Raw genomic sequence first — 25,998 nt, 5'->3', positions numbered from 1 at the left:
GATGGCGACGCGGGGTGGAGCAGCCTGGTAGCTCGTCGGGCTCATAACCCGAAGGTCGCGGGTTCAAATCCCGCCCCCGCAACCAGAATCCTGCCCCCGGGCACCATGGGCCCGGGGGTTTGGCCTTAGGCTTGGGGCATGGACTGGGAGGAGCGGGAAAACCCCAAGCGCCTTTACAAGGCCTTCGCTTTTAAGAACTTCCGCGAGGCCCTGGCCTTCGCCCAGAGGGTGGGGGAGCTTGCGGAGAGGGAGAACCACCACCCCCGCCTCACGGTGGAGTGGGGGCGGGTCCTGGTGGAGTGGTGGACCCACTCGGCGGGGGGTATCACGGAGAAGGACCGGGAGATGGCCCGCCTCACCGACGCCCTTTATGTAGGCTGAGGGCGTATGGAGGCGCGCACCCTAGAGCTGGTCTTCCCCGAGCACACCAACCCCCTGGGAGCGGCCTTTGGCGGTTTTGTCCTGGGCCTCATGGACAAAGTGGGCTCCTACGCCGCCGCCCGCCGGGCCAAAAAGCCGGTGGTCACCGTGGCCGTGGGGAGCGTGGAGTTCAAGGTGCCCATCCGCACCGGGGACCTTCTGGAGGTGGTGGCCAAGGTGGTCCGGGTGGGGAGGACCTCCTTGACCGTGGAGGTGGAGGTCTACAAGGAGCGCTTCGGGGAAAACGGCCGCGTTCTCGCCACCAGGGGCATCCTCACCTATGTGGCCGTCAACGAAAGGGGGGAGCCCGTCCCCGTGGAGGACCATGCGGGTGCTGATTGACGCCCGCTGCCCCTACTGCCGGGCCTTGGGCAGGGCCTTAGAGGCCCTAGACCTGGGGAAGGGGCTAAAGGTGGAGCCTTTGCAGGAAGCCCGCGACCTGCCCCAGGAGGCGCTTCTGAAGGAGCTCCACGTCCTGGAAGGGGAAAGGGTTTACCGGGGCTACGCCGCCCTCCTCCAGCTCGCCCGGCGGCTTCCCCTCCTCCGCCCCCTCTACCCCCTCCTCCTCCTGGGCCGGGTGGGGGGCCTGGGGGAAAGGCTTTACCAGGCTTGGGCCAGGAGGCGGCCCCGTGCCTGAGCTTCCCGAGGTGGAGACCACCAGGAGGAGGCTTCTGCCCCTCCTAGAGGGCAAGCGCCTCCTCGAGGTGCGCCACCAGGACCCCCTCCGCTACCGCCACACGGAAAGGGCAAGGGAGCGGGCGGTGGAAGGGGTGGGAAGGCGGGGGAAGTTCCTCCTCCTTGCGCTCTCCGGGGGTCTGGAGATGGTGGTCCACCTGGGGATGACCGGGGGCTTCCGCCTGGAGAAGACCCCCCACACCCGGGCCGAGTTCCTCCTGGAAGATGGGGTCCTCCACTTCCACGACCCCCGGCGCTTCGGGCGCATCTGGGTGGTGGAAAGGGGAGCCTACGGGGAGATCCCCCTCCTGGCGCGGCTTGGACCCGAGCCCCTCTCCCCAGAGTTCCGCCCGGAGGCCTTCCTCCTGGGCCTCCAGAAAAGCCGCAAGCCCCTAAAGGCCCTCCTCCTGGACCAGACCCTGGCGGCGGGGGTGGGCAACATCTACGCCGACGAGGCCCTCTTCCGGGCGGGCCTAAGCCCCTTCCGCCTGGGGCGGGAGGTTTCGGAGGAGGAAGCTTTGAGGCTCTTCCAGGCTCTCCGGGAGGTCCTGGCGGAGGCGGTGGCCTTGGGCGGCAGCACCCTCTCCGACCGCACCTACCAGCAGCCCGACGGCCTCCCGGGAGGCTTCCAAAAGCGGCACGCCGTCTACGGGCGCACGGGCCTCCCCTGCCCCAGGTGCGGCGCCCCCATCGCCAAGGGGGTGGTGGCAGGGCGGGGGACCCATCACTGCCCCCGGTGCCAGCGCTAAGGGCCCGCACTTTGGTCATGGGGTGCCCAAGGTCGGGGCTAAAGGCTTTTCTGGGGCCCCCACCGCGGCTTTTGCCGCGGTGGGGCACTTAGCCGATCCGCCCCCGCCCCCGGTCCAGGAGGTAGAAGAGGAGGCCGGAGAGGAGGGCCAGGAGGGCGGCCAGGGCCAGGGCCTCCCGGTAAGGGCCTTCTCCGGGCCGCCCCAGCCTTTCGTAGATGGCCAGGGTCAGGGTGGTCCACTCGGGCCGCCAGAGGACCAGGCTCGCCCCAAACTCCCCCAGGATGGCGGCCAGGGCCAGGGCGCTCCCCGAGGCCAGGGCGGGGAGGAGGAGGGGAAGCTCCACCCTCAGGAAGGCCCTAAGGGGAGTGGCCCCTAAGACCCGGGCCGCCTCGAGGAGGCTTTTGGGAAGGCTCCTCAGGGCGGGGAGGAGGGCCCGGGCCAGGAGGGGGTAGGCCAGGAGGGCGTAGGCGGCGAGGAGGAGGGCCAGGGAGCCCCTGAGGGAGGGGTAGGCCAGGAGGTAGCCCAGACCCACGGCCACCGGGCTCACCATGAGGGGGAAAAGCCCCAGAAGGTCCAGGCCCCCCCGCTCCCGGGCCGCCCCGGCGTAGGCCACCCCCAGGGGCAGGGCCAGAGAAAAGGCCAGAAGGGTGAAGCGGAGGCTATTCCCTAGGGCCACGGGCAGGGGGGTGAAGTCCTCCGAGGCCCAGGCCCGGGCCAGGGCCCCGGGGTCCACCTCCAGGAAGAGGGCGAGGAGGGGGGCGTAAAGGAGGAGGAAGAAGGCGGAAAGCCCCAGGGTGAGGGCCCAGGGCCGCCCCACGGGCTCCGGCCCCCCGGGGGGAAGGGGGTAGGTGGGGAGGCGGAGGTAAAGGAGGGCGGCCAGGGCCAGGGTGAAAAGCTGGAGAAGCGTGAGGGCGGCCGCCTCGGCGAAGGCCAGGCGGTGGGCCAGGAGGGTGTAGACCTCCACCTCCAGGGTGGCGTACCGTCCGCCCCCCAAAAGCAGGGGCACCCCGAAGGCGGAGAAGGCGTAGATGAAGACGAGAAGCCCCGCCGAGCCCAAGGCGGGCAAAAGAAGGGGAAGCCCCACCCTGAAGAAGGCCCGGTAAGGCGTGGCCCCCAGGACCCGGGCCGCCTCGAGGGCCCCCCGAAGCCTCAGGGCCACGGGGACGAGGACGCGAAGCGCTAGGCCCAGGTTGTAGAAGAGGGCCACCAGGAGGAGGAGGGCCAGGGTGCCGTAGAGGTCCACCCCCAGAAGCCCCCTGGGCCCCAAAAGGGCCATGAAGGCCAGGGCCACCACCGGCGTGGGAAGGACGAAGGGGAGGGTGCTGAGGGCCAGGAGAGCCTCCCGCCCGGGAAAGCGGAAGCGGAAGAGGAAGGCCAGGGGAAAGGCCAGGGCCAGGGTGAGGAGGGCGGAAAGGAGGCCGTACTGGAGGCTGAAGAGGTAGCGGCCCAGGTAGTAGGGGTTGCCCAGGGCCTCCCAGAACCCCGTCCCCAGGCCCAAAAGGAGGATCCGGGCCAGGGGGTAGAAGAGGGCGAAGGCCAGGAAGGAAAGGAGAAGCGCCCCTAATACCCTTGTTTCCTGTTTCCCTCGGCCCCCCATGCCTGGTAACTTGCCGGGGCCCCCATGCTGGCGTAAGCCAGCATGGGGTGGTATTAAGTGCTCGCGCTTTGGTTTCGCAACATGGAGTGTCCAAATCGGGGCTTTGGAAGGGCTTTTCTGGGGCCCCCACCGCGGCAAAGGCCGCGGTGGGGTACTTAGCGCCTCGCCCGCCTCACCGCCTCGGGGCTCTGGCCCTGGAGGACCACCTTGGTCCACTCCTCAATCCAGCGCTCCCGGTTCTTGGCCATGACCACGGGGTCCAGGCGCACGCTCCCCACGGGCTCGGGAGCGAAGCGGAAGACCTCAGGAAGCTTGGCGTCCCGCCTGGCGGGGTACATCCACATCTCCGTGGGCAGGTTCTCCTGGACCGGGCGGGAGAGGAACCAGTCCACCACCTTTTTGGCCCCCTCCAGGTTCTTCGTCCCCTTGAGGATGCCCACAAACTCCACCTGGAAGAAGCTGAGCTCCGGGAAGAGGTTCCCCGTGGGGGGTTCCTGGTACTTGCCCTCAGAGTAGTAGACCTCCGCCGCCGGGGAGGTGGTGTAGGAGACCACCAGGGGCCGGTCCCCCTTGTAGAGGGTGAAGTGGGTGTAGTAGGCCTCGCTCCAGCCCTTGGCCACCCGCACGCCCCCGTCCCTTAGAGCGGCCCAGAAGTCCAGGTAGCCGTCCTCGCCGAAGCGGGCCACCGTGGCCATGAGGAAGGCCAGGCCCGGGGAGCTGGTGGCGGGGTTCTGGACCACGAGGAGCCTGGCGTACTCGGGCCGGGCCAGGTCCTTGGGCGCCTGGGGCAGGGGGCGGCCTTTGAAGTAGGCCCGGTCGTAGTTGAGGCTCACCCAGCCGTAGTCCACGGGGAGGGCCCGGAAGGTGGGGTCTAAAAGCAGGGTGGCCTTCAGGTTCCGGATCTCCGGGCTCCGGTAGGGGAGGAGGATGTCGGCCTCCAGGGCCCGGGAGAGGAAGGTGTTGTCAAAGCCGTAGATGACATCGGCGATGGGGGCTCCTTTGGTGAGGATGGCCCGGTTCAGGGTCTCCCCGGCGTCGCCGCCTTTGAGGAAGCGGAGCTTGAGGCCCGTTTCCCGCTCAAACCGGGCGATGAGGGCCTTGTCCAGGGAAAAGCTGCTGTGGGTGAGGACCGTGATCTCCTGCGCCAGGCCGAAGGCCAAGAAGACGAGAACCGCCAGGATCCTAAGCATAAAACCCCTCCTTCGTCACCGGGAGGGGCCTCGGTCACCTTCCCTACGCCGGCATTACCCGGATCAGGTTCCAAGGGTATCTCTCAGCCCCTTAGGGGCACCCCCGGTGACGCCTCTAGTGTAGCACCCGCAAGGCGGCCAGGGCCTCGAGGAAGGCCTGGCCGAAGGCCTCCGGCTGGTCAATCCAGGGGAAGTGCCCCGCCTCGGGCACCACGTGGATGGGGGCTTTGAGGCGCTCGGCCACCTCTTCGGCGTAGGGGTAGCTGGTGCCGTCCTTTTCCCCCACCACGATGGCCACCGGCCTCCGGCTTGGGGTGAGGTAGGGGGTGTAGTCCAGGCGCCAAAGGCCATTCCTCAGAAAGGCTCGGGCCGGGGCGTCGGGGCCTACGACCCCAGAGCCCTCCACCACCCACTCGTACTCCAGGCGGCCCCTGGGGCTTGGGAACATGAGGCGGTCAAAGAGGGCCTTGGGCTCGGCCCGTTCCAGGGCGGCCCGCAGGTTGGCCTCCGGGTCCCCCTCCGGGGTGAGCCCGGCGGCCTCGGCGAGCCTCTGGGCAAGCCAGGGAAAGCTGACCCAGGGCCCGAGGAGGATGGCCCCCTCCACCCCCGGGTAGCGGCGGAGGACCTCCAGGGCCACCAAGGCCCCAAAGCCGTGCCCCAAAAGGGCGAAGCGCTCCAGGCCCAGGGCCTCGGCCAGGAGGAGGGTGTCCTCCACCAGGGCGTCTATGGTGAAGAGCCTGGGGTCTTCGGGAAGCTCCAGGCTACGCCCCGAGCCCCGCTGGTCAAAGTAGATGGCGCGGAAGCCCTCCAGGTACTCCCCGAGGCCCTCCCGCAGGGCATAGGCGTTGCCCCCGGGGCCGCCGTGGAGGACCAAAAGGGCGGGAGCGTGGGGGTCCCCCACGTCCTCCACGTAAAGCTCTGCCTCCCCTACGGGGATGTAGCCGATTTCTTCCCGCATCCCCTATAGACTATCCCATCCTGGAGGCGGAAGGCCCAAACCTTAACCCCCGGCACCTCCCGGGCCCGGGCCAGGGCCTCCTCCGAGGCCCCGAAGACCTGCAGGAGGAAGACGCCCTCCCCCGCAAGAAGCCAGTAGGGGTGGGGAAGCGCCTGGGCTAGTGCCCTAAGGGCCGCCTCTTCCTTGCCCTCTACGAAAAGAACCCTCATCCCCTTGCCTCCATTTTCCGGCCCCCCAGCCCGGGTAAGCCTCGGTTCCCAACATGGGGTGGCCTCATCCCTTCTCCCAAAGGCGGTGGTAGAAGAGGATCTCGGCGCTCTCCTCCAGGGTGGTCATGAGGCTGTAGGCCTCGAGGAGGGCCTCCTCGGGCTTTTCCTTCCCGCTCCAGGTGAAGGCCCCGTGGCCCCTCAAGAGGCAGGCCCGGTGGGCCCCCAAAGCCTCGGCCACGGCCCTGGCGGCCTCCTCGGTGGCGGAGACCGTCTTGGGGCTAAGAACGGGCACCTCCTTCAGGTAGAACTGGCCCTCGAGGTCCAGGGGAACCAGGCTCCTGAGGTGAAGGGAGAGGGCCACCGCCACCCGGGGATGGGCGTGGACGATGGCCCGGGCCGGGGTCTTGCGGTAGACCTCCCGGTGGATGACGCTCTCCACGCTGGCCCCTTGGGGGATGGGGCCCTCTAGGGGCACCTCCACCAGGTCCTCGGGGGTGAGGTGGGCCTTCTGCACCCCGCTTCGGGTGATGAGAAAGCCCTCCTTGGTGCGCACGGAGAAGTTGCCCGCCGTGGCCGAGATGAGCCCCTGGTGAAAGAGGTCCTCCCCCACCTGGCGGAAGGCGGAAAAAACCTTGGCCAGCATTCTCCTCCCTAAAGGGGGTCCCCGCCAGGGCTTTGCCCCTAGCGGGGTAGGCCTAAAGGCCCTTCCCCGGCTGCTCCCGGCGCACGGGGCGGCGGGGAGCCTCCTTCTCCTTGGCCTCCACCGCCTCCTTGCGGGCCTCCTCAATGGCCTTCAGGGTCCTCTGGTCCACCACCTGGGTGAAGCGGACGAAGTCGGAGCCCGTGCCCGCAGGGATCAGGCGACCCAGGATCACGTTCTCCTTGAGGCCGATGAGCTCGTCCTTCTTGCCGGCGATGGCCGCCTCAGTGAGGACGTGGGTGGTGTTCTGGAAGCTGGCGGCGGAGAGCCAGCTCTTGGTGGAGAGGGCGCTCTTGGTGACCCCCATGAGGAGGGGCTTCCAGGCCACGGGCACCTTGCCCTCGGCGATCAGGCGCTCGTTCAGGGCCTCCACGTCCCACTTCTCCAGGACCTGGCCCTCCAAAAGGCGGCTATCCCCGGGGTCGGTGACCTCCACGTACTTGAGCATCTGCCGCACCACGATCTCAATGTGCTTGTCGTGGAGCTTCACGCCCTGGGCCCGGTAGACCTTCTGGATCTCGTCCACCAGGTAGCGCTCCACCGCCTCGGGACCCTTGGCCTCCAAAAGCTGGTGGGGGTCAATGGCCCCGCGGGTCAGGGGCTGGCCCGCCTCCACGTAGTCCCCGTCCTTGACCAAAAGGCGGGCGTCCTTGGGGAGCTTGTACTCCTTGGAGAAGCCCTCGGACTCCACGAAGACCGAGAGCCGGTCCTCGCCTTCCTCAATGCGCACCACGCCGTCAATCTCGGAGATGACCGCCTTGGCCTTGGGGCGGCGGGCCTCAAAGAGCTCAATGACCCGGGGAAGACCCTGGGTGATGTCGGTGCCCACCGCCACGCCCCCGGTGTGGAAGGTGCGCATGGTGAGCTGGGTGCCGGGCTCGCCGATGGACTCGGCGGCCACTACGCCCACGGCCTCCCCGATGGACACGGGGCGGGCCATGGACAGGTCGTAGCCGTAGCACTTCTGGCAGACCCCGTAACGGGTCTGGCAGGTGAGGGGGCTCCTCACGGGAACCTCCCGCACCTCCCCCGCCTCCGCCGCCTTGATGAGGAAGTGGACGTCCTCGAGGGAGAGGTAGCGCCCCTCCTCCAGCCTGCGGCCCAGAGCCTCCACCTCCCGGGCCAGGACCCGGCCGTAGAGGCCGGACTCTATGTCCGAGCGCTTCCTGAGGCGCAGGGTGCGGGTCACCTCGTCCATCTGGAAGAGGGGGACGGAGATGTAGTTGGTGGTGCCGCAGTCCGCCTCCCGCACCACGATCTCGTGGGCCACATCCACCAGCTTCCGGGTCAGGTAGCCGGAGTCGGCGGTGCGGAGCGCGGTGTCCGCCCCGCCCTTCCTGGCCCCGTGGCTACTGATGAAGTACTCCAAGACGGTGAGGCCCTCGCGGAAGGAGGAGCGCACCGGCACCTCAAAGGTCTCCCCCGAGGGCTTTTGCATCAGGCCCCGCATGCCGCAGAGCTGGCGGATCTGCTGCGGGTTACCCCGGGCCCCGGACTGGGCCATGACGTAGAGGGGGTTGAAGGGGTAGTTCTCCTCAAAGTTCTTGAAGACCGCCTGGGTCACCTTCTCCGTGGTCTCCGTCCAAAGCTGGATCACCTGGTCGTACCGCTCCCGGTCGGTGAGGAAGCCCATCTCGTAGGCCTGCTCAATCTGGCGGAGCTTCCGGTCGGCTTCCTCCAGGTACCTCTGCTTCTCCTCGGGGATCACGGCATCGTCAATGCCGATGGTGATGCCGCTGGTGGTGGAGAGGGTGAAACCGTAGTACTTGAGGGCGTCCAGGAGGCGGGCGGTCTTCTCCATGCCCAGGCGCAGGAAGGCCTGGTAGACCAGGTCCTTGAGGGAGTTCTTCTCCTGGGGGACGTCCATCTGGATGAGCTCCTGGGCCACCTTTTCGTCCCCCACGGCCTCGCCCACGATGCGGGCGAAGAGGATCCGCCCCGGGCTCGTCTCCAGCCGCCTGCCCAGGTAGCGGACGGTGACCACGTCCTGGAGGTCCAAAAGCCCGTGGGCCACCGCCAGAAGGGCCTCGTCGGGGTTGGCGAAGACGAACTTCAAGCGGCCCACGCTGGTCTCCCTGCCCGCCACCACGATGGGGGCGTTCAGGGCCACCTCGCCCCTTTCGTAAGCCGCCAAAGCCTCCTCGGGGGTAGCGAAGGCCATGCCGGCTCCCTTCTTCTCCTTTCGCACCTGGGTGATGTAGTAAAGGCCCAGGATGATGTCCCGGCTGGGCTTGGCCAGGGGCTCCCCCGAGGCCGGGGAGAGAAGGTTGTGGGCGGAGAGCATCTGGATCCGGGCCTCGGCCTGGGCGAAGGAGGAAAGGGGGACGTGGACGGCCATCTGGTCCCCGTCAAAGTCGGCGTTGAAGGCCTCGCAGACCAGGGGGTGGAGCTGGATGGACTGCCCCTCCACCAAAACGGGCTGGAAGGCCTGGATCCCCAGGCGATGCAGGGTAGGGGCCCGGTTCAGGAGGACCACCTTGCCGTGGATGACCTCCTCGAGGGCGTCCCACACCTCGTCCTTGATGTCCCGCTGGCGCTCCAGCATGCGCCTGGCCGCCTTCACGTTGGGGGCGATGCCCTTCTCCTCCATCTTCTTGAGGAGGAAGGGCTTGAAGAGCTCCAGGGCCATGCGCTTGGGCAGGCCGCACTGGTGGAGCTTGAGCTGGGGCCCCACCACGATCACGCTCCGGCCCGAGTAGTCCACCCGTTTGCCCAGAAGGTTCTGGCGGAAGCGGCCCTGCTTGCCGGAGAGGATGTCGGTGAGGCTGCGGAGGGGGCGCTCGGAGCCGGGGTTGGTGACGGGGCTGCCCCGGCGGCCGTTGTCTATGACGGCGTCCACCGCCTCCTGGAGCATGCGCTTCTCGTTGCGGATGATGATCTCGGGGGCCCCCTGGGCCAGGAGCTTCTTCAAGCGGTTGTTGCGGTTGATGAGGCGGCGGTAGAGGTCGTTGAGGTCGCTGGTGGCGAACCGCCCCCCGTCCACCTGGACCATGGGGCGGAGGTCCGGGGGCAGGACGGGGACGGCCTCCAGGATCATCCACTCCGGGCGGTTGCCGGAGTCCAGGAAGGCCCGCACCACCTCCAGCCGCTTCCTGGCCTTGGCCCGCCGGGCCCGGGAGGGGTGCTTCATCTCCTCCAAAAGCTCCCTCTCCAGCTTCTCCAGGTCCAGCTCCTTGAGGAGCTCCTGGATGGCCTCGGCCCCCATGCGGGCGTCTATGTCGTAGGACTCCACCACCCGCACCACATTGCGGACCAGGTCCACCTCCACCCGGCCGTAGATCTCGCTCTTGACCTTGCCCCCGTCGGCCAGGACGTCCCCGGGGGCCACCCGGTCCCCGGTGGTCACCTCCACGTCGTCCTCAAAGGGGTAGACCCGGGCCTTGACCACCAGGATGCTGGCGGGCTCGTGCAGGTGGACCACCCCCTCGGCCTCGGCGATGACCTCCTCCTCGGGGTCAATGGCGGCCACGATCTTCTCCCCCGCCTGCACCTTGGCCCCCTCGGGGACGATGACGTTCATGTGGGGGGCCACCTTGTAGTCCTTGGGCTCGGTCCACTCCAGGAACAGGGTGAGGTGGACGCTGTCCCCTTCCTCCTCGGCCTCCACCTCCTTGGCCGTCATGTGGCGGGGCAGGCGCAATAGCCCCTTCCCCTCGGCCAGAGGCTGGCCCACCTCCACGATCTCCCCCTCCACCACCAGGGGAGTCATGCCCGCGGGGAGGAAGTAGCGGGCCACCACCTCCTCCTCCTGGCGCAGGTAGATGAGGTGGCCCTCGGCGAGATCCTTGAGCTCCACCACCCCGCTCTCCTCGGCCCGGAAGAGGTAGGGCTCAGATAGCTCCGCCAGGACCTCCCCGGGCCGGTAGGCCTCCTTCTCCACCCAGGCGGAAAGGGGGATCCTGAGGGCGGCCCGCTCCTTCCTCAGGTAGTCCACCCGCACCCGGCGGGGGAAGCGGTAGAGAGCCACGCCGTCCATGCGGCTCACCACGCCGGGGGCCAGCTCCTGGCCCTTCACCACCTCTTCCCCGTCCTTGACCAGGGCATCCACCCCGGCGGGCAGGGGGTAGGTCTCCTGCTTGCCGTAGCGGAGCTCCCGGTACTCCTCGTCGGTGAGGAGCTGGCGCTTTTCCACCGGCACCCCGTCCAGGACGGCCCCCTTGGGGTCCAGGACGATGTACTTGTTGAAGTAGAGGACCTGCTCCAGCTCGGTGGCGGAGAGGTCCAGGAGGGTGCCGATCTTGGAGGGCACGTCCTTGACGAACCAGATGTGGGCGGCGGGGGTGGCCAGCTCAATGTGGCCCATGCGGTAGCGGCGGACGATGCTCCTCGTCACCTCCACCCCGCACCGCTCGCAGACCTTGCCCTCAAAGCGCTGGCGCTTGTACTTGCCGCAGGCGCACTCGTAGTCCTTGATGGGGCCGAAGATGCGCTCGTCAAAGAGCCCGTCCCGCTCGGGCTTCAGGGTGCGGTAGTTGATGGTCTCGGGCTTCTCCACCTCCCCGTAGCTCCAGGAGCGGATCTTCTCGGGGGAGGCCAGGGCGATGCGGACCTTGCGGACTTCCTTTTTCATCTTTCCTCCAGAAAAGGGCTCACCTCTTGGAGGCCAGGCCCTCAAAAATGTCCACGGGGTTGTCCTTCTCGTCCAGGGTCTGCACGTCCAGGGCCAGGGCCTGAAGCTCCTTCACCAGCACGCGGAAGGACTCGGGCACGCTGGGCTCGGGCACGTCCTCGCCCTTGATGATGGCCTCGTAGGCGGCGTTCCTGCCCTCAATGTCGTCGGACTTGATGGTCAGCATCTCCTGCAGGGTGTGGGCGGCCCCGTAGGCCTCGAGGGCCCACACCTCCATCTCCCCGAAGCGCTGGCCGCCGAACTGGGCCTTGCCGCCCAGAGGCTGCTGGGTGATGAGGGAGTAGGGGCCAGTGGAGCGGGCGTGCATCTTGTCCTCCACCATGTGGTAGAGCTTCATGATGAACATCTGCCCCACCACGATGGGCCCCTCAAAGGGCTCCCCCGTGCGGCCATCGTAGAGGACCACCTTGCCCTGGACGAAGAGCTCTTTGAGTTGCTCCTCGGGGCTCTTGCCCGGGGAAACCAGGCCCAGCTTCTCCGCCCGGGCCAGGACCTCCTTCTCCCGCTTGTCCACGCCGAAGCCCTCGCCCTGGCGCTTGCCGAAGTAGAGGTTGAAGGCCTCGGCCAGAAGCTCCTTGATCTCGGGCTCCGTGGCCCCGTCAAAGACGGGGGAGATGTAGCGCTGGCCCAGGAAGTAGCCCGCCAGGCCCAGGTGGGTCTCCAGGATCTGGCCCAGGTTCATCCGGCTGGGCACGCCCAGGGGGTTCAGGATCACGTCCACGGGGGTGCCGTCGGGCAGGTGGGGCATGTCCTCCACGGGGAGGATCTTGGCCACCACGCCCTTGTTGCCGTGGCGGTTGGCCAGCTTGTCCCCCACCTGGAGCTTGCGCTTCTGGGCCACGAAGACCCGGACCACCTCCCGCACCCCGGGCTTCAGCTCCACCCCGGGATCGCCCCGCCTAAGGCGCAGGCGCCCCACCACGATCCCCCCTTCCCCGGGGGGGACCCTCAGGGAGGTGTCCTTCACGTCCCTGGCCTTCTCCCCGAAGATGGAGCGCAGGAGGCGCTCCTCGGGGGAAGGTTCCTGCTCGCCCTTGAAGCTGGTGCGCCCCACCAGGATGTCGCCGGGCTTGACCTCGGCCCCGATGCGGACGATGCCCTCCTCGTCCAGGTCGCGAAGGGCGGCCTCGGAGAGGTGGGGGATGTCACGGGTAATACGCTCGGGGCCCAGCTTGGTGTCCCGGGCCTCAATCTCGTAGCGCTCAATGTGGATGGAGGTGTAGAAGTCCCGCTTGAGGAGCTCCTCGCTGATGACGATGGCGTCCTCAAAGTTGTACCCGTCAAAGGGCATGATGGCCACCAGGACGTTCTGCCCCAGGGCCAGAAAGCCCTCTTCCGAGGCGGGGCCGTCCGCCAGGAGGTCCCCCTTCTTCACCCGCTGGCCCACCCTGACCCGGGGCCGCTGGTCGAAGGCGGTGCCTTGGTTGGAGCGGGCATAGCGGCGCAAAGGGTGCTCCACCAGGCGGCCGTCCTCATAGCGGACGGCGATCCTGGTGCCGTCCACCTTGACCACCTCCCCGTCCTCCTCGGCGTAGAGGGCGGCCAGGGAGTCCCGCACCACGCGCTCCTCCAGGCCCGTCATGACCACCGGGGCCTGGGCCCGGATGAGGGGCACGGCCTGGGTCTGCATGTTGGAGCCCATGAGGGCCCGGTTGGCGTCGTCGTGCTCCAGGAAGGGAATGAGGTTGGTGTTGAGAGAGAAGACCTGCTTGGGGGAGACGTCCATGAACTCCACCTCCTCCGGAGCCACGATGACGGGCTCCCCCCTGCGCCTGGCCACCACCCGGTCGGTGGCGATGCGGTCGCCCTCGAGGGGGGTGTTGGCCTGGGCGATGGTGTAGCGGTCCTCCTCGGAGGCGGTCATGTAGACCACCTCCTCCGTGACCACGCCGTTCTTGACCCGGCGGTAGGGGGTGCGGATGAAGCCCAAGGCGTCCACCCGGGCGTAGGCGGCCAGGGAGGTGATGAGGCCGATGTTGGCCCCTTCCGGCGTCTCCACCGGGCAGATGCGCCCGTAGTGGGTGCGGTGCACGTCGCGCACGTCAAACCCCGCCCGCTCCCGGGTAAGGCCCCCGGGGCCCAGGGCGGAAATGCGCCTTTTGTGCCTCAGGGAGGAGAGGGGGTTGGTCTCGTCCTTGAACTGGGAGAGCTGGCTCCGGCTGAAAAACTCCCGCAAGGCGGCCTCCAGGGGGCGGCTGTTGACCAGCTTGGCGGGGGTGAGGGTGTCGGGGGAGCCCATGACCATGCGCTCCCGCACCCCTCGGGCCAGCCTGGCCAGGCCCACGCGGAACTGGTCCGCCATGAGCTCGCCCACGGTGCGGATTCGCCGGTTGCCCAGGTGGTCAATGTCGTCCACCTCGTGGCCGGGAACCCCGGCCGTTAGGGCGAAGAGGTAGCGGAGCGTGGGCAGGAAGACCTCGTCCTTGAACTCGCCGTCCTCAAACCGGACCAGGGTGCGCCCCGAAAGGCCCACGCCCAGCTTCTCCTCTGCCTTGTAGCGGCCCGCCTCTCCCAGGTCGTAGCGCTTGGGGTCGGCCAGAAGGCCAAAGAGGTAGGCCAGGGCCTTGTCCTTCTTGGGGGGGTCACCGGGGCGGAGGAGGGTGAACAGGCGGACCATGGCCTCCTCGGGGCGCATGGCCAAAACCGCCTCGTCCAGGAGGCCCTGGACCAGGTCCCCGTAGGCGGAAAGCTCCCGCACCAGGGTCTCCTGGTCGTAGCCCAGGACCCTGAGGAGGAGGACCAGGGGGAACTTGCGCTTGTTGACCTTCATGGTCACCACGCCGCTGGCCTCCACCTCGAGGTCAATCCAGGGCCCCCGCTTGGGCAGGGGGATGATGCTGGCGATGTACCTGCCGGGGCGGGCGGGGTCGGGGGTGAAGTAGACCCCGGGGGAGCGGTGGATCTGGGAGACGATGACCCGGTCGGCCCCGTTGATGATGAAGGAGCCGTCCTCGGTCATCAGGGGCAGGTGGCCCAGGAAGACCTCGTCCTCCTTGATGAGCCCGGTGTCCTTGTGGATGAGCTGGAGCCGGGCGTAAAGGGGAGCCTGGTAGGTGAGGTCCTTCTCCCGGCACTCGTCCTGGGAGAAGGGGGGGTCGCCGATGCGGTACTCCAGGAAGTCCAGAACCAGACCACCCTTGCCCTTGTCCCCCTCCTCTATAGGGAAGGTCTCCTTGAAGGCGGCCTGGATGCCCACGTTCTCCCGCTTTTCAGGGGGAACGTCCGCCTGGAGCGCCTTCTTATAGGACTCCACCTGGATTTCCGTAAGGGGGGGAAGGGGAATGACCTCTCGGATGCGACCGAACCGCTTAATCTCCATGCGTCACCTCTAAGGGAAAGCGGGCCGCCCGAGGTAAGCTAACAGGGTTCTTCCGCAAGGGCGCATCCCCTTGCGGCAGCTGGCTCTTACCGTGCTCCCTTGGCCCGACCAAAGAGCACAAACCTTAGCCTATAGGGCTCTCCCTTATTCCGTCAAGCCTACCGGTCAAGCCTGCCCAACCCTTTTCCCTAGCGCTCCACCTCCACCCTGATTTTATAGTTGCCCCGCCTGGTTTCGCCAAGAACCTCAAGAAGCCTCAGGCTCCCAAGGCCCTCGGCCAGGAGGACATCCCCGGGGGCCATCTCATCCTTGGGAGAGGCCACCTTGCCCCTCAGGCGCACCTTCCCCGCCTTGACCCCCTGGGCGAAGTAGCTGCGGGAAACCCCGAACCCCTTGGCCCCCACGGCGTCCACCCGCAGGGAGGGCACCACCAGGGTGCGCACCCTCGAGGGCCTAAAGGCCCCTTCCGGAGGGGGAAGGAGGGTAAAGCCCGCCTCCTCCAGAGCCTTCTTCCCCTTGGGGAGCAAGGCCACCAGAAAGCCCTCCTCCAGGGGCTCCACGTCCCCCATGGCCTCGCCCAGGTCTGGGGGCTCCTTTTCCAGGAAGAAGACCTGCACCGGGTCGTGGACGGAGGGCACCTCGGGCGGGTAGAGGACCGCCACCTTGCGCTCCGCCAGGGGGAAGCCCCCGAAGAAGGCCACGTTGAGGCCCTCCCGCCCGGCCAGGTCCAGAAGCTCCGCCTGGGCCTCCGGGGGGAGGAAGCCCGTCTGCACCACCCGGCCGCCCCGGGCCCGCTTGAGGTAGGCCATCAGGTCTTCCATGGGGTCTGATGATATCCTGGAGAGCGTGGACTTGGCCCTGGAGGAAGCCCTGAAGCTCAGTTCAGCCAGATCTTACTGCGAACCCTGCCGAAGGGCGAAGCTTAGGGTAGCGCTGGCCCTTTCCTCCCCCTCCACCAGGGCCCGCACCGCCACCTTGCCCAGGCCCCGGCGGAAGAAGAGGAGCTCCCCCTCGAGGACCAGGGTGTCCCCGGGGACCACGGGCTTCTTAAAGCGGGCCTCCTCCACGCCCACCAGGAAGACCAGGCTCCCCGGGGCCATCCCCGGCTGGCGGGCCAGGGTGCCCACCGCCGCCTGGGCCATGGCCTCCAGGATCAGGACCCCGGGCATGATGGGGTAGCCGGGAAAGTGCCCCTGGAAGTGGGGCTCGTTGAAGGTGACGTTTTTTAGAGCGCGGAAGCGCTTCTCGTCGGCCTCGAGGACCCGGTCAATGAGGAGAAAAGGGTAGCGGTGGGGAAGAAGCCTCAGGATCTCCCCGATCTCCACGGCCTCACCTCTTCAGGACGTCATCCGAGGAGAGGATGGTGTCCTCCAGGACGTGGAGCATTTCCAGGGCCTTGCCGGTGCCCAGGGCCACGGCCTCAATGGGGTTCTCCGCCACCACCACCGGCACGCCGGTGGCCTCCTGCAGGGCGAGGTCCAGGTTCTTCAGCAAAGCCCCACCCCCCGTGAGGAGGATGCCCCGCTCGTAGATGTCCGAGGCCAGCTCCGGCGGCGTGGTCTCCAGCACCGACTTCACCCCCTGGAAGATCTTGTCCAGGGGCTCCTTTAGGGCCTCGGCCACGTCCTCGGCGGGGATCTCCGCGGTACGGGGAAGGCCGGTGATGAGGTCCCGGCCCCGCACCTCGGCCACCTCCTTCTCCTCCCCGGGAAGGACCTTGGCCCGGCCCAGCTGGATCTTGAGCTCCTCGGCGGTCCGCTCGCCGATGAGGAGGTTGTACTTTTGCCGGATGTAGCGGATGATGGCCTGGTCCATCTCGTTGCCGGCGATCCTGAGGCTTTCCGAGCGCACGATGCCCCCCAGGGAGATGACGGCGATATCGGTGGAGCCGCCCCCGATGTCCACCACCATGCTGCCCGTGGGCTCGGCCACGTTGATGCCCGCCCCGATGGCCGCCGCCAGGGGCTCCTCAATGAGGTAGACCTTCTGGGCCAGGGCGGAGACCGCCTGGACCACCGCCCGCCTTTCCACGTCCGTGACCCCCGAGGGCACCCCCACCATGACCCGGGGCTTGAAGAAGCGGCTCATGGGGGAAAGCACCTTCTGCAGGAAGAGGAGGAGCATCCTCTCCGTGAGGGCGTAGTCGGCGATGACCCCGTCCTTGAGGGGCCGCACGGCCACGATGTTGCCCGGGGTGCGCCCCAGCATCCGGTAGGCCTCGGCCCCCACGGCCTTCACCTCCTTTTTGCCCTGGACCACGGCGATCACCGAAGGCTCCCGCAAAACGATGCCCTTCCCCCGCACGTAGATGAGGACGCTGGCCGTCCCCAGGTCAATCCCGATGTCTTCGCCCTTCAGCATATCCCCTCGCTCTACTTAGCGTACTCCACCGCCCGAGTCTCCCGCACCACGGTCACCTGGACCTGGCCGGGGTAGTTCATCTCCCGCTCAATGCGGTTCGCGATTTCTCTGGCCAGCAGGGTGGCCTTGGCGTCGGTGATCTTGTCGGGCTTGACGATGCCCCGCCCCTCCCGCCCCGCCTGCACGGCGAAGGCCGTCTCCACCCCGGGGAAGGAGAGGGCGATGCGCTCCAGGGCCTCGAGGCGCTGCAGATACTCCTCCAGGCTCTCCCGCCTGGCCCCGGGCCGGGCGGCGGAGAGGGCGTCGGCGGCGGCCACCAGGACGGCGTAGACCGTCTCGGCGTTCTCCGGGTCGTGGTGGTGGGCGATGGCGTCTATGACCTCAGGGGGCTCGCCGAAGCGGCGGGCCAGGGCGATGCCGATCTCCACGTGGCTTCCCTCCACCTCTCGGTCCACGCTCTTGCCGATATCGTGAAGAAGCCCCGCCCTGCGGGCGAGCCCTGCGTCCAGGCCCAGCTCCGCCGCCATGATGCCGGTGAGGTGGGCCACCTGAATGGAGTGCTTGAGGACGTTCTGGCCGTAGCTGGAGCGGAAGTGGAGCCGGCCCAATAGCTGGATCAGGCCGGGCTTCAGGCCCACCACCCCGGCCTCGAGGGCCGCCTCCTCCCCCCTCTCGTAGATGAAGGTCTTCATCTCCTGCTTGGCCTTCTCCACCACCTCCTCTATGCGGCTTGGGTGGATGCGGCCGTCTTTGAGGAGCTCCTCCAGGGCCATGCGGGCGATCTCGCGCCGCACGGGGTTGAAGGAGGAAAGCAGGACCGCCTCCGGGGTGTCGTCAATGATCAGGTCCACGCCGGTGAGGGCCTCAAAGGTGCGGATGTTGCGCCCTTCCCGGCCGATGATGCGGCCCTTCATGGCGTCGGAAGGGATGGGGACCACGGACACCGCCAGCTGGGCCGCGGTCTCCGAGGCCTGGCGCTGCATGGCCTGAGCCAGGATCTTCTGGGCCTCGCGCCTGGCCTCTACCCGGGCCCGCTCCAAGGCGGCCCGCACCCTGGCCGCCTTCTCCTCCTCCAGCTCCCGGTCCAACCGTTCCAGGATGAGCCTCCTGGCCTCCTCGGGGGAGAGGCCCGCCACCTGGTAGAGCCTCTGCTCAATCTCCTTTTCCCGCTCAAGGAGGCCGGCCTCTTTGGCCTTCAAGACCTCTTCCCGCTTGGATAGCGCCTCCTCCAGGGCGTCCAGCTTCATGGCCCGGGCGTCCAGGGCCTCGCCCCTTTTGGAAAGCCGTTCCGCCTCCCGGCGAAGCTCCTCCCGCTCCTCCTTGAGGCGCTCCCTTTCGGCCTTGAGCTCCTCCTGGAGGGCCTTAAGCCGCTCCCTCTCCGCCCTGAGCTCCTCCCTTTCCGCCTTCAGGCGCTCCTCGGCCTCGGCCAGGCGCCTCCTGGATTCCTTCTCCAGGGCCTCGGCCCGGGCCCGGGCCTCCTCCTCCAGCTCCTGCCGAAGGGCCTTTAGGCGGCTTTCGGCCTCCTCCCTCAGGGCCTTGGCCTCCTGGCGGGCCGCCTCCAGGATCTCCCTGGCCTCCTTGCGGGCAGACTCCAGGGCCTCCTTGGCCTCGGCCTTGGCGGCCTCGAGGATCTCCCTGGCCTCCCCCCTCGCCTCACCCTCACCCCCCTTGCGCCTCAGGAAGAGGGCGGCGAGAAGGGCCAGGACCAGGAGCAAAAGCACCAGGTCCAGAAGGGTCATCTACTCCCCCTCTTCCTCGCCGGCGGCCAGGACCACCTTGTCCGCCCGCTCCAGGACCTTGGCCCGGATCTCCTCCAGAAGCTCCGGCCGCTCCCTCAGGTACTCGGCCGCCTTCTCCTTGCCCTGGCCCAGGCGGTGCTCGCCGTAGGAGAACCAGGAGCCGGCCTTCTCAATGCCCCCCGCCGCTACGGCCACGTTGACCAGGTCCATAACGGGGTCCAGGCCCCGGCCGAAGTAGATCTCCAGCTCCGCCTCCCGGAAGGGCGGGGCCAGCTTGTTCTTCACCACCTTGACCTTGACCTTGATGCCCACGGCCTCGTTGCCCACCTTGATGGGCTGGCCGCTTTTGCGCACGTCCAGGCGCACGCTGGAGTAGAACTTGAGGGCCCGGCCGCCCGGCGTGGTCTCGGGGTTGCCGTACATGACCCCCACCTTCTCCCGCACCTGGTTGATGAAGATGGCGGCGGTGTTGCTCTTGGAGAGGACGGCGGGCAGCTTCCTCAGGGCCTGGCTCATGAGCCGGGCCTGGAGGCCCACGTGCTGGTCCCCCATCTCCCCCTCAATCTCCGCCTTGGGCACCAAAGCGGCCACCGAATCCACCACGATCACGTCCACCGCCCCCGAGCGGGCCAGAAGCTCCACGATCTCCAAAGCCTGCTCCCCGGTGTCCGGCTGGGAGACCAGAAGCTCCTGCACGTCCACCCCGAGCTTCTTGGCGTAAAGGGGGTCTAGGGCGTGCTCGGCGTCCACGAAGGCCGCCACCCCGCCCCCCTTCTGGGCCTGGGCGATGATGGTCAGGGCCAAAGTGGTCTTGCCCCCCGACTCCGGCCCAAAGATCTCGGTGACCCGCCCCCGGGGGATGCCCCCGATCCCCAGGGCCAGGTCCAGGCCCAAGGAGCCCGTGGGGATCACGTCCACCTGGAGCTTGGGCATCTCCCCCAGGCGCATGACGGCCCCCTTGCCAAACTCCTTTTCAATGGTCTTGAGGGCGTTTTCCAGCGACTTCCTCTTGTTCTCTTCCATGCTCACCTCGCAAAGGGAACTTTTCCAGAATGGTGTAGACGGGCCCCCTAGGCTTGAGCTCCGAGCGCACCAGGGCGAAGGACTCCACGGGCCAGGTGAGGCCGAAGACCACCGGGGGAACCCTGGGGGCGGGGGCCTTGCGCCGGGCCAGGGTGATGTGGGGCTTGAAGGCCCGGTCCCCTTCGGCCTTAAGGGCCTCCTCCCCCAGAACCTCCCTCACCCCATCCCTCAGGCCCCGGGCCAGGAGGTTAAACCCCTCCCCCTCGGCCTTGGCGAACCAGACCCGGGGCGTGCCCTCGTTGGGGAAGTAGCCGGTGCCCCTGAGGCCGGCCACAAAGGGCGGGGTCTTCCGCCCCAGGCGGTGGCCCAGGGCGATAAGGTCCTCCAGGTCCCCCTCGGGCCTTTCCCCCAAAAAGAGAAGGGTAAGGTGGAGCTGGTGGGGCGGCACCGCCTTCCAGCCCTTGTAGCGGGAAAGCTTCTCCTGGGCGGCCTCCAGGGCCCGCCTCACATCCTCGGGGAGAAAAACGGCGTAGAAAAGCCTCATGTCACCAGAAGGGCCAGCGCGGCGTACACGCTCCGTAGCCTCACCGCCTCCCGGTCCCCGGGGAAGCGGTACCGCCTGGCCTCCGCCCCCTGGGGGCCGGCCACGGCCACGTAGACCGTGCCCACGGGCTCCCCTTCCAGGGGGTCCGGCCCCGCCACGCCCGTGGTGGCCAGGGCGTAGGTGGCGCCAAAAAGGGTCCGAGCGGCCTCCGCCATGGCCTTGGCCGTCTCGGCGGAGACCGTCTTGGCGAGGCGTTCCTCCGGCACACCGAAGCGGGCCTTGGCCCCTACGGAATAGGATACCACGCCCCCCAGGTAGAAGCGGCTGGCCCCGGGAAGGCGGGTGATCTCCGCCCCCAGAAGCCCCCCGGTCAGGCTCTCCATGGTGGCCAGGGTGGCCCCCTCCAGCTCCATACGCCGCTTCACCGCCTCGGCCAGGGTCATCTCCCCCTCGCCCCAGACGGCCTTCAGGAGCTTCTTTTTGATCTTTTCCGAAAGCTCGGCCACCAGGTCCTCCCGGCCCCGCACCACCACCTCCACCCCGTGGACCTTGGGGTAGGTGCCCACCTCCACCTCCTCCCCCCGGAGGAAGAGCTCCCCCAGCCTTTCCACGATCTCCGACTCCCCCAGGCCCCAGGTCTTCAAAACCCGCTTGGCGTAGGCCCTTTGGGGCAGGGCCAGCCTGGGAAGCACCTCCTGCCACATGGGCCGCCACTCGGAAGGCGGCCCCGGGAGGAGGACCAGGTCCTTCCCCGCTTTGCGCACCCACCAGCCGGGGGCGGTGCCGTGGGGGTTATCCAGCCACTGGGCCGAGGGGATCTTCATGGCCTGCTTGCGGTTGGCCTCGGGCATGGGGCGGCCCCGGGCGCGGAAGAGGGCTTCAATCTGGGAGAGCATGGCCTCGTCCAGCTCTAGAGGCTCCCCCAAAGCCTGGGCCACCGCCTCCCGGGTCACGTCGTCGGGGGTGGGGCCCAGGCCCCCGGAGAGGACCAGGAGACGGGCCCGTTCCCAGGCCTCGGCCACCTCCCGGGCCAGGGGTCCGGGCTCGTCCACCACCCTCAGGGTCCTTTCCACTTTGAGGGCGTAGGCCTCGAGGCTTCTGGCGATCTCTGCCGTGTTGGTGTCCAGGGTCTCCCCGTAGACGAGCTCCGTGCCTACGCCGATGATCTCTGCCCGCTCCATAGGCCCTCCTCAAAGGGGTAGCGGAGGAGGCGGTACTCCCCCCCGCCTCCCGTCACCACGCTGCCCAGGGGCACCTCCCTGCGCACCAGCCCCAGGCCCAGAAGGCCGAAGGGCGTCCTCTGTAGGCGCTTGATCTCCCCCACCCGCCGCCCCTCCAAGAAGAGCTCCCCCACCTCCCCCGCCTTCAGGCCCTTTAGGCCCACCAGGCGGTAGGGAACCTCCTTGCCCTCGGTGCGGGCCATGATCTCCTGGCCCACATAGCACCCCTTGCCGTAGTCCACCAGGTGGAGAAGCCCCACGCTCTGGGGAAGCTCCCCCCGGATGTCCTCCAAAAGGGGAACCCCCTTGAGGAGGGCGTAGAGGGGGAAGACCTCCAGGGGAAGCCCCCCCTCCCCCCTCTCGGCCACCTCCTCCCGGCCGTCGGCGTGGAGGAGGCGGTAGAGGGGGAGTTCCTCCAGGACCACCTGGTCAAAGACGATGTAGCGCTCCAGGCGGGCCCTGAGGCCCTTTAGGGTGCCCCAGGGAGCCAGCAAAAAGCCCTCGGGGTGGGGGAAAAGGGTGGCGGCCTCCTCAATCTGGCCCCTATGGTTCAGGAAGAGGACCCCACCGGGGCCCTCTAGCCGCCTCAGGTCCCGGGTGCCCTGGCCCTGGAGAAAGCTGAAGGCGTCCGGCCCCTTGAGGAGAAGCAGGCCGGGGAAGGCGAAGAACCCTTCCCCCCTCAGGGCCATCCTCAGGGCCTCCTCCATACCCCCATTATTGACCAAAGGGTCAGACGGGGGGAGAATGGCGGACGTGCGCTTTTTCCTGGGGGCCTTTCTCTCCCTCTTCCTGGTGGGCGTGGTCGTGGCCCTGCCGGGGGCCGCCCTCCCCCACTGGCGGGAGGCCTTTGCCGTGGGCAAGGAGGTCTCCTGGTTCTTCACAAGCCTCCTCCTGGGGCTTCTCCTGGGCATCCGCCTGGCCCAGGGGGAAAGGCGCCACCCCCTCTTTCCTCTGGCCCTCTTCCTCCTGGCCCTGGCCCTCACGGGGGTGGCCCTGGCCCCAAGCTTTCCCTGGGTGGTGGCCATGGCCTTCCTCATGGGCCTGGCCGAGGGGGTCATGAACGTCCACGGCAACAGCCTGGTGGGGGACCTCTACCCCGAAAGGCGGGTGGAGCTCCTGAACCGGGTCAACGTGGGCTTCGGCCTGGGGGCGGTCTTCACCCCCCTGGCCCTCACCCTGATGCCCTACCGGGCCCTCCTTCTCCTTTCGGCCCTCATGGCCCTTCTGGCGGGCCTCCTGGTCTATGGCGCCCCTCCGGTGAGGAGCCTGGCCAGGGGGGAGGCCCGGGGGCTTCTGCCCTTTTTGCTGGCCGTGGGCCTTTACACGGGCCTCGAGGGGGCCTTGGCCACCTGGAACCGGGTGTGGCTGGAGCGCCTGGGCCACGCCACCGCCACTGGAGGCCTGCTCCTCTCCCTTTACTGGCTCTTCCTGGCCCTGGGGAGGTTGTTTTTGGCCAGGCCGGTGGCGGAAAGACCCCTGGCCGCCCTGCGCGGCCTCCTCCTAGGGGTCCTTCTCCTCCTTCTCCTTAACCTCTTTCCCCCCACCGCCCTCCTCTTCCCCTTGGCAGGCTTCTTCCTGGGCCCCCTTTTTTCCACCCTCTTCGCCTTAGTCCAGGCCCGCTTCGGCCACCGGGCCCTGGGAGGGCTCCTCTACGCCGGGGCGGCGGGAAGCACCCTGATCCCCGCCCTCTTCGCCCTCCTACCCCTTCCGGGCATCCCCCTGGGGCTTTTGGCCCTGGCCCTAGGGCTTTTTCTGCTTCTGCGGGGGTTGGGAGATGGTTAAGGCCCTCCTCTTTGACCTGGACGGCACCCTAGCCGACACCGACCCCCTCCACCTCCTCGCCTGGCGGGAGGCCCTGCGCCCTTATGGCCTCGAGGTGGACCTCGGGTTTTACCGAAAGCGCATCTCGGGCCGCCTGAACCCCGAGATCGTCCAGGACCTCCTCTCCCTGGAAGGAGAGGAGGCCAGGAGGCTCATAGAGGCCAAGGAGGCCCGCTTCCGGGATCTGGCCAAGGACCTGAAGCCCACCCCCGGCCTCCTAGAGCTCCTGGATCTAATCCAGAAGAAGGGGCTACGCTGGGGCGTGGTCACCAACGCCCCCAAGGAAAACGCCCGCCACGTGCTGGGCGCCTTGGGGCTGGACCCGCCCCTCCTCGTCCTGGCGGAGGAGGTGGGCCGGGGCAAGCCCGACCCCCTCCCCTACCAGGTGGCCCTGAAGCGCCTCGGGGTGGCCCCCGAAGAGGCCCTGGCCTTTGAGGACTCCCCTTCCGGGGTGAAGAGCGCCGTGGGGGCGGGCCTTCCCACCTACGCCCTCCTCACCGGGCACCCCCAGGAGGCCCTCCTGGCCGCGGGGGCCAGGGGGGTCTTGCGGGACTTTTGGGAAGCCCTGCCCCTCCTATAGGGCGTAGCGGCGGAAGGCCTCCTCGTCAAAGCGGGCCTCTATGAGGTCCTCCCAGTAGAGCCACCCCTCCCGGAAGGCGGGGAAGTCCAGGAAGCCGCCTTCCGCCTTCAGGTGGAAGGCCAGCTCGTTGGGCTCGGTGACCCCCTGCTGGAAGGCCAGGAGGGCGGACTGGTAGGCCCCGAAGCTGCTCTGGGCCTGGCTTCCCACCATGGCCCGCTTGCCCTTCTCCCGGGCCAGGGAGAGCATCTCCAGGGTCCAGGTGGCCCCGCTGCGGGCGGGCTTGAGGTTCAGGATGTCAAAAGTGTCCAGGACCAGCTCCCGCCTGAGGTCCTTGGGGGTCATGGCGCTGTCGTCGGCGATGAGAGGGAGGATGCCCTTGGCCCGAAGGGCCCTTCTCGCCTCCACCTCCTCTATGGGCAGGGGCTCCTCCACGTAGCGGAGGCCCAGCGCCTTCCAGGCCGTCAGGTAGACCTCGGCCTCCTTGGGGGTCAGGCTCTCGTTGGCGTCGGCGTAGAGGTCCACCTCGGGGAAGGCCTCCTTGAGGCGGGCGATCTTTCTGGTGTCCCCCTCCAGGTCCCGGCCCACCTTGACCTTGAAGACCCTGACCCCGGCCCCGTAGGCCATGCGGGCGTCCGAAAGCATCTCCTCCTCCGAGGCCAGGCCCAGGATGTAGGCCACCCGCACCCGGTGTTTGGCGGGCTTCAGGACCTGGTGGAGCTCCTCCCCCTCGCTCCTGGCCCAGGCCTCCCAGAGGGCCAGGTCCAGGGCCCCCTTCAGGGCGTGGTTGCAGGGGAAGGCCTCCAGCACGGCGCGGATGGCCTCTTGGTCGTCGGCCTCGAGGCCCAAAAGCCTTGGCCTCAGGTAGGCCAGCCCCGCCTCCACGCTTCCCAGGGTCTCCCCGTAGATGGTGGGGCGGATGGCCACCTCGGCCCGGCCCAGGGAGCCGTCGGAAAGCTCCACCTCAAGCAGGGCGTGCTCCAAAGCAGAAAGCTCCGAGGCCTTCCCCCAGCGAAGGGGGGCCTTCAGGGGGATGCGGAAGGGCATGAGGCGCAGGTCTTTGACGGTCGCCATGAGGCCCATTCTAAGTACCCCGCCGCGGCCAGGGCCAAGGCGGGGGCCCCAAGAGGGCGCACCCAGGGCTCAGACCAGGCTTACTGGGCGAAAAGGCCCTTGGCCTCCAGGAAGGCCCGCACCGCCTGGGCCTCGGCCAGGGGGTCCAGGGCCTCGGTGTCCAGGACCAGGGCCCTGGGGTGGTCCCTTAGGAGGCGCAGGGGGCCTTCCGGGTCGTAGTTCCTCTTCTCCTCGGCCACGATCTTCAGCTTGGCCAGAACCTCCTCCGCCGGGGCCAGGGCTAAGGCCTCCGCCAGCTCCTCCGGGGCGAGGACGCCCTGGGCCAGCTCCTTTAGCTTCTCCGCCTCCAAGGGAGAGAGGGCCACCCGGTCAAAGGCGTCCTGGCGGGCGAGGAGGCGCTTTAAGCGGGTGATCTCCCGGGCGTGGAGGACGACAAAAAGGGCCTTGGGCAGGTGCTCCAGGGCGTAGGCCACCTCCTCCTCCCCCCTGAGGCCGTCAAAGAGGAGGAGGGGGGCGGGAGGCACAAACCCCCGGGCGAGGACCTCGGCCACGCCCCCGGGAAACTCCTCCCGGAAGCGCCGGGTGAGGCGGAAGCGCTCCTCCCGGGGGATGGGGGGTTTGGCCCCGTAGCGGGGAAGGACGTAGAGGTCCACCAGCTCCCGCCGGTCGGGAAGCCTGGGCAAGCCCAGGGCCTCCACCAGGGTGCTCTTCCCCACCCCTGTGAGGCCCACCAGGATGAGGAGGGGCTGGGTCTTCAGGGACACCAAGCCCTCTTGGAACTCCAGGGAAAAAGCCACGCGCACCTTGACATTTTACTGGTTTTTCCCTACCCTTGCAGAGGGAGGTGATAGCAAATGAAGCTGTGGCAAGGTTTTTTGGGAGCCAGCTTGCTTTTCTTGTTGACCGCCTGCTCACAGACACCAGCCCCGCCTCAAAGCAACACCACACCCAGCGAGCTCAGCACTGCCCTTCAGAATGTTGGTCAAGATATCCAACAGGGCTTTACCCAAAACTCCTTCCTCGCCCTCCCTTAGCCTGCTTCAAGAGTTCTTGGGTGACTTCATAGTTGAGCAGGCGAACCAGGCCCCTCAGGAGCAGGTACGGACCATCCCTCTCGCTGGGCAGCCCCAGCTTGCCCCCGAGCTGCAAAAGAAACCCCTTGAACGGATCCCCCAACCGCTCAACTTCCCAA

24 protein-coding genes, 1 tRNA gene and 1 riboswitch are annotated in these 25,998 nt (G+C 68.1%); of the genes, 7 read left to right on the top strand and 18 right to left on the bottom strand.

Going from position 1 to position 25,998, the window contains the following annotated elements:
* The first annotated feature begins 8 nt into the window (after nt 1-8).
* From BVI061214_RS05165 to mutM, 5 genes are all read left to right on the top strand, one after another.
* Nucleotides 9-85 (top strand) — tRNA-Met (locus BVI061214_RS05165).
* Between the two features lie 53 nt (nt 86-138).
* Nucleotides 139-381, top strand: a complete 243-nt coding sequence (locus tag BVI061214_RS05160; RefSeq protein ID WP_053767545.1) for a 4a-hydroxytetrahydrobiopterin dehydratase — start codon at nt 139-141, stop codon at nt 379-381.
* Nucleotides 382-387: 6 nt separating this feature from the next.
* A complete protein-coding gene (locus tag BVI061214_RS05155) occupies nt 388-762 on the top strand; it encodes an acyl-CoA thioesterase (RefSeq protein WP_003043715.1) in 375 nt (124 codons plus the stop codon).
* Nucleotides 746-1,057, top strand: a complete 312-nt coding sequence (locus BVI061214_RS05150) for a DCC1-like thiol-disulfide oxidoreductase family protein (RefSeq protein ID WP_053767544.1) — start codon at nt 746-748, stop codon at nt 1,055-1,057. Before BVI061214_RS05155 ends, BVI061214_RS05150 begins: the two co-directional genes overlap by 17 nt.
* Nucleotides 1,050-1,844, top strand: coding sequence for a DNA-formamidopyrimidine glycosylase (gene mutM, locus BVI061214_RS05145; protein WP_053767543.1), 795 nt, complete (start codon nt 1,050-1,052; stop codon nt 1,842-1,844). The genes BVI061214_RS05150 and mutM overlap by 8 nt, the downstream gene beginning before the upstream one ends.
* Nucleotides 1,845-1,932: 88 nt before the next feature.
* On the opposite strand, the gene BVI061214_RS05140 is transcribed toward mutM, so the two are convergent.
* From BVI061214_RS05140 to BVI061214_RS05070, 15 genes are all read right to left on the bottom strand, one after another.
* On the bottom strand, nt 1,933-3,441 hold the full coding sequence (locus tag BVI061214_RS05140) for an ABC transporter permease (RefSeq protein WP_053767542.1): 1,509 nt from the start codon (nt 3,439-3,441) through the stop codon (nt 1,933-1,935).
* A gap of 155 nt (nt 3,442-3,596) precedes the next feature.
* Nucleotides 3,597-4,631 carry a thiamine ABC transporter substrate-binding protein gene (locus BVI061214_RS05135; RefSeq protein WP_053767541.1) on the bottom strand — a complete coding sequence of 345 codons (1,035 nt, stop codon included), beginning with the start codon at nt 4,629-4,631 and terminating at the stop codon, nt 3,597-3,599.
* A gap of 22 nt (nt 4,632-4,653) precedes the next feature.
* Nucleotides 4,654-4,746: riboswitch (TPP riboswitch) on the bottom strand.
* Complete coding sequence (locus BVI061214_RS05130; protein WP_053767540.1) at nt 4,747-5,589, bottom strand: alpha/beta fold hydrolase; 843 nt, start codon at nt 5,587-5,589, stop codon at nt 4,747-4,749.
* The gene (locus tag BVI061214_RS05125) at nt 5,559-5,798 is read right to left on the bottom strand and encodes a hypothetical protein (protein ID WP_003043704.1); all 240 of its coding nucleotides are present in this window, start codon (nt 5,796-5,798) and stop codon (nt 5,559-5,561) included. Before BVI061214_RS05125 ends, BVI061214_RS05130 begins: the two co-directional genes overlap by 31 nt.
* Before the next feature lie 64 nt (nt 5,799-5,862).
* A complete protein-coding gene (locus tag BVI061214_RS05120) occupies nt 5,863-6,441 on the bottom strand; it encodes a fuculose-1-phosphate aldolase (RefSeq protein ID WP_053767539.1) in 579 nt (192 codons plus the stop codon).
* Nucleotides 6,442-6,493: 52 nt separating this feature from the next.
* Complete coding sequence (gene rpoC / locus BVI061214_RS05115; protein WP_053767538.1) at nt 6,494-11,068, bottom strand: DNA-directed RNA polymerase subunit beta'; 4,575 nt, start codon at nt 11,066-11,068, stop codon at nt 6,494-6,496.
* A 19-nt stretch (nt 11,069-11,087) separates the two neighbouring features.
* A complete protein-coding gene (gene rpoB, locus BVI061214_RS05110; protein WP_053767537.1) occupies nt 11,088-14,447 on the bottom strand; it encodes a DNA-directed RNA polymerase subunit beta in 3,360 nt (1,119 codons plus the stop codon).
* 188 nt (nt 14,448-14,635) lie between these two features.
* Nucleotides 14,636-15,268: a hypothetical protein gene (locus tag BVI061214_RS05105; RefSeq protein WP_003043697.1), complete on the bottom strand. Its 633-nt coding sequence runs from the start codon at nt 15,266-15,268 to the stop codon at nt 14,636-14,638.
* A 72-nt stretch (nt 15,269-15,340) separates the two neighbouring features.
* Complete coding sequence (gene fabZ / locus BVI061214_RS05100; RefSeq protein WP_053767536.1) at nt 15,341-15,772, bottom strand: 3-hydroxyacyl-ACP dehydratase FabZ; 432 nt, start codon at nt 15,770-15,772, stop codon at nt 15,341-15,343.
* A gap of 4 nt (nt 15,773-15,776) precedes the next feature.
* The gene (mreB, locus tag BVI061214_RS05095) at nt 15,777-16,808 is read right to left on the bottom strand and encodes a rod shape-determining protein (RefSeq protein WP_053767535.1); all 1,032 of its coding nucleotides are present in this window, start codon (nt 16,806-16,808) and stop codon (nt 15,777-15,779) included.
* Between the two features lie 11 nt (nt 16,809-16,819).
* The gene (rny, locus tag BVI061214_RS05090; RefSeq protein WP_053767534.1) at nt 16,820-18,547 is read right to left on the bottom strand and encodes a ribonuclease Y; all 1,728 of its coding nucleotides are present in this window, start codon (nt 18,545-18,547) and stop codon (nt 16,820-16,822) included.
* Nucleotides 18,548-19,570 (bottom strand): recombinase RecA, encoded by a 1,023-nt coding sequence (gene recA, locus BVI061214_RS05085; protein WP_053767533.1) that lies wholly within the window; start codon nt 19,568-19,570, stop codon nt 18,548-18,550.
* Nucleotides 19,521-20,114 carry an RNA 2',3'-cyclic phosphodiesterase gene (gene thpR, locus BVI061214_RS05080; protein ID WP_053767532.1) on the bottom strand — a complete coding sequence of 198 codons (594 nt, stop codon included), beginning with the start codon at nt 20,112-20,114 and terminating at the stop codon, nt 19,521-19,523. The genes recA and thpR overlap by 50 nt, the downstream gene beginning before the upstream one ends.
* On the bottom strand, nt 20,111-21,295 hold the full coding sequence (locus tag BVI061214_RS05075) for a CinA family nicotinamide mononucleotide deamidase-related protein (protein WP_053767531.1): 1,185 nt from the start codon (nt 21,293-21,295) through the stop codon (nt 20,111-20,113). Before BVI061214_RS05075 ends, thpR begins: the two co-directional genes overlap by 4 nt.
* Complete coding sequence (locus tag BVI061214_RS05070) at nt 21,268-22,041, bottom strand: YgfZ family protein (RefSeq protein ID WP_053767530.1); 774 nt, start codon at nt 22,039-22,041, stop codon at nt 21,268-21,270. The genes BVI061214_RS05075 and BVI061214_RS05070 overlap by 28 nt, the downstream gene beginning before the upstream one ends.
* A 37-nt stretch (nt 22,042-22,078) precedes the next feature.
* Here BVI061214_RS05070 and BVI061214_RS05065 point away from each other — a divergent pair, with 37 nt between their 5' ends.
* Together BVI061214_RS05065 and BVI061214_RS05060 are read left to right on the top strand one after the other, a co-directional pair.
* Complete coding sequence (locus BVI061214_RS05065) at nt 22,079-23,116, top strand: MFS transporter (RefSeq protein WP_053767529.1); 1,038 nt, start codon at nt 22,079-22,081, stop codon at nt 23,114-23,116.
* The gene (locus tag BVI061214_RS05060) at nt 23,109-23,735 is read left to right on the top strand and encodes an HAD family hydrolase (protein WP_053767528.1); all 627 of its coding nucleotides are present in this window, start codon (nt 23,109-23,111) and stop codon (nt 23,733-23,735) included. The genes BVI061214_RS05065 and BVI061214_RS05060 overlap by 8 nt, the downstream gene beginning before the upstream one ends.
* Here BVI061214_RS05060 and BVI061214_RS05055 read toward each other — a convergent pair.
* The 3 genes from BVI061214_RS05055 to BVI061214_RS13425 form a co-directional block, all read right to left on the bottom strand.
* Nucleotides 23,730-24,806, bottom strand: coding sequence for an enolase C-terminal domain-like protein (locus BVI061214_RS05055; RefSeq protein ID WP_053767527.1), 1,077 nt, complete (start codon nt 24,804-24,806; stop codon nt 23,730-23,732). The genes BVI061214_RS05060 and BVI061214_RS05055 overlap by 6 nt on opposite strands.
* A gap of 80 nt (nt 24,807-24,886) precedes the next feature.
* The gene (locus BVI061214_RS05050) at nt 24,887-25,609 is read right to left on the bottom strand and encodes a DEAD/DEAH box helicase family protein (RefSeq protein ID WP_053767526.1); all 723 of its coding nucleotides are present in this window, start codon (nt 25,607-25,609) and stop codon (nt 24,887-24,889) included.
* Between the two features lie 199 nt (nt 25,610-25,808).
* Nucleotides 25,809-25,998 (bottom strand): IS4 family transposase (locus BVI061214_RS13425; RefSeq protein WP_082333122.1); only part of this gene is annotated, 190 nt, incomplete at its 5' end.

Origin of the sequence: Thermus aquaticus (genome assembly GCF_001280255.1) — a bacterium.
Classification (GTDB): Bacteria; Deinococcota; Deinococci; order Deinococcales; family Thermaceae; genus Thermus; species Thermus aquaticus.
The sequence above is the reverse complement of the archived record's forward strand: the minus strand, read 5'-3'. Positions and strand labels throughout refer to the sequence as shown.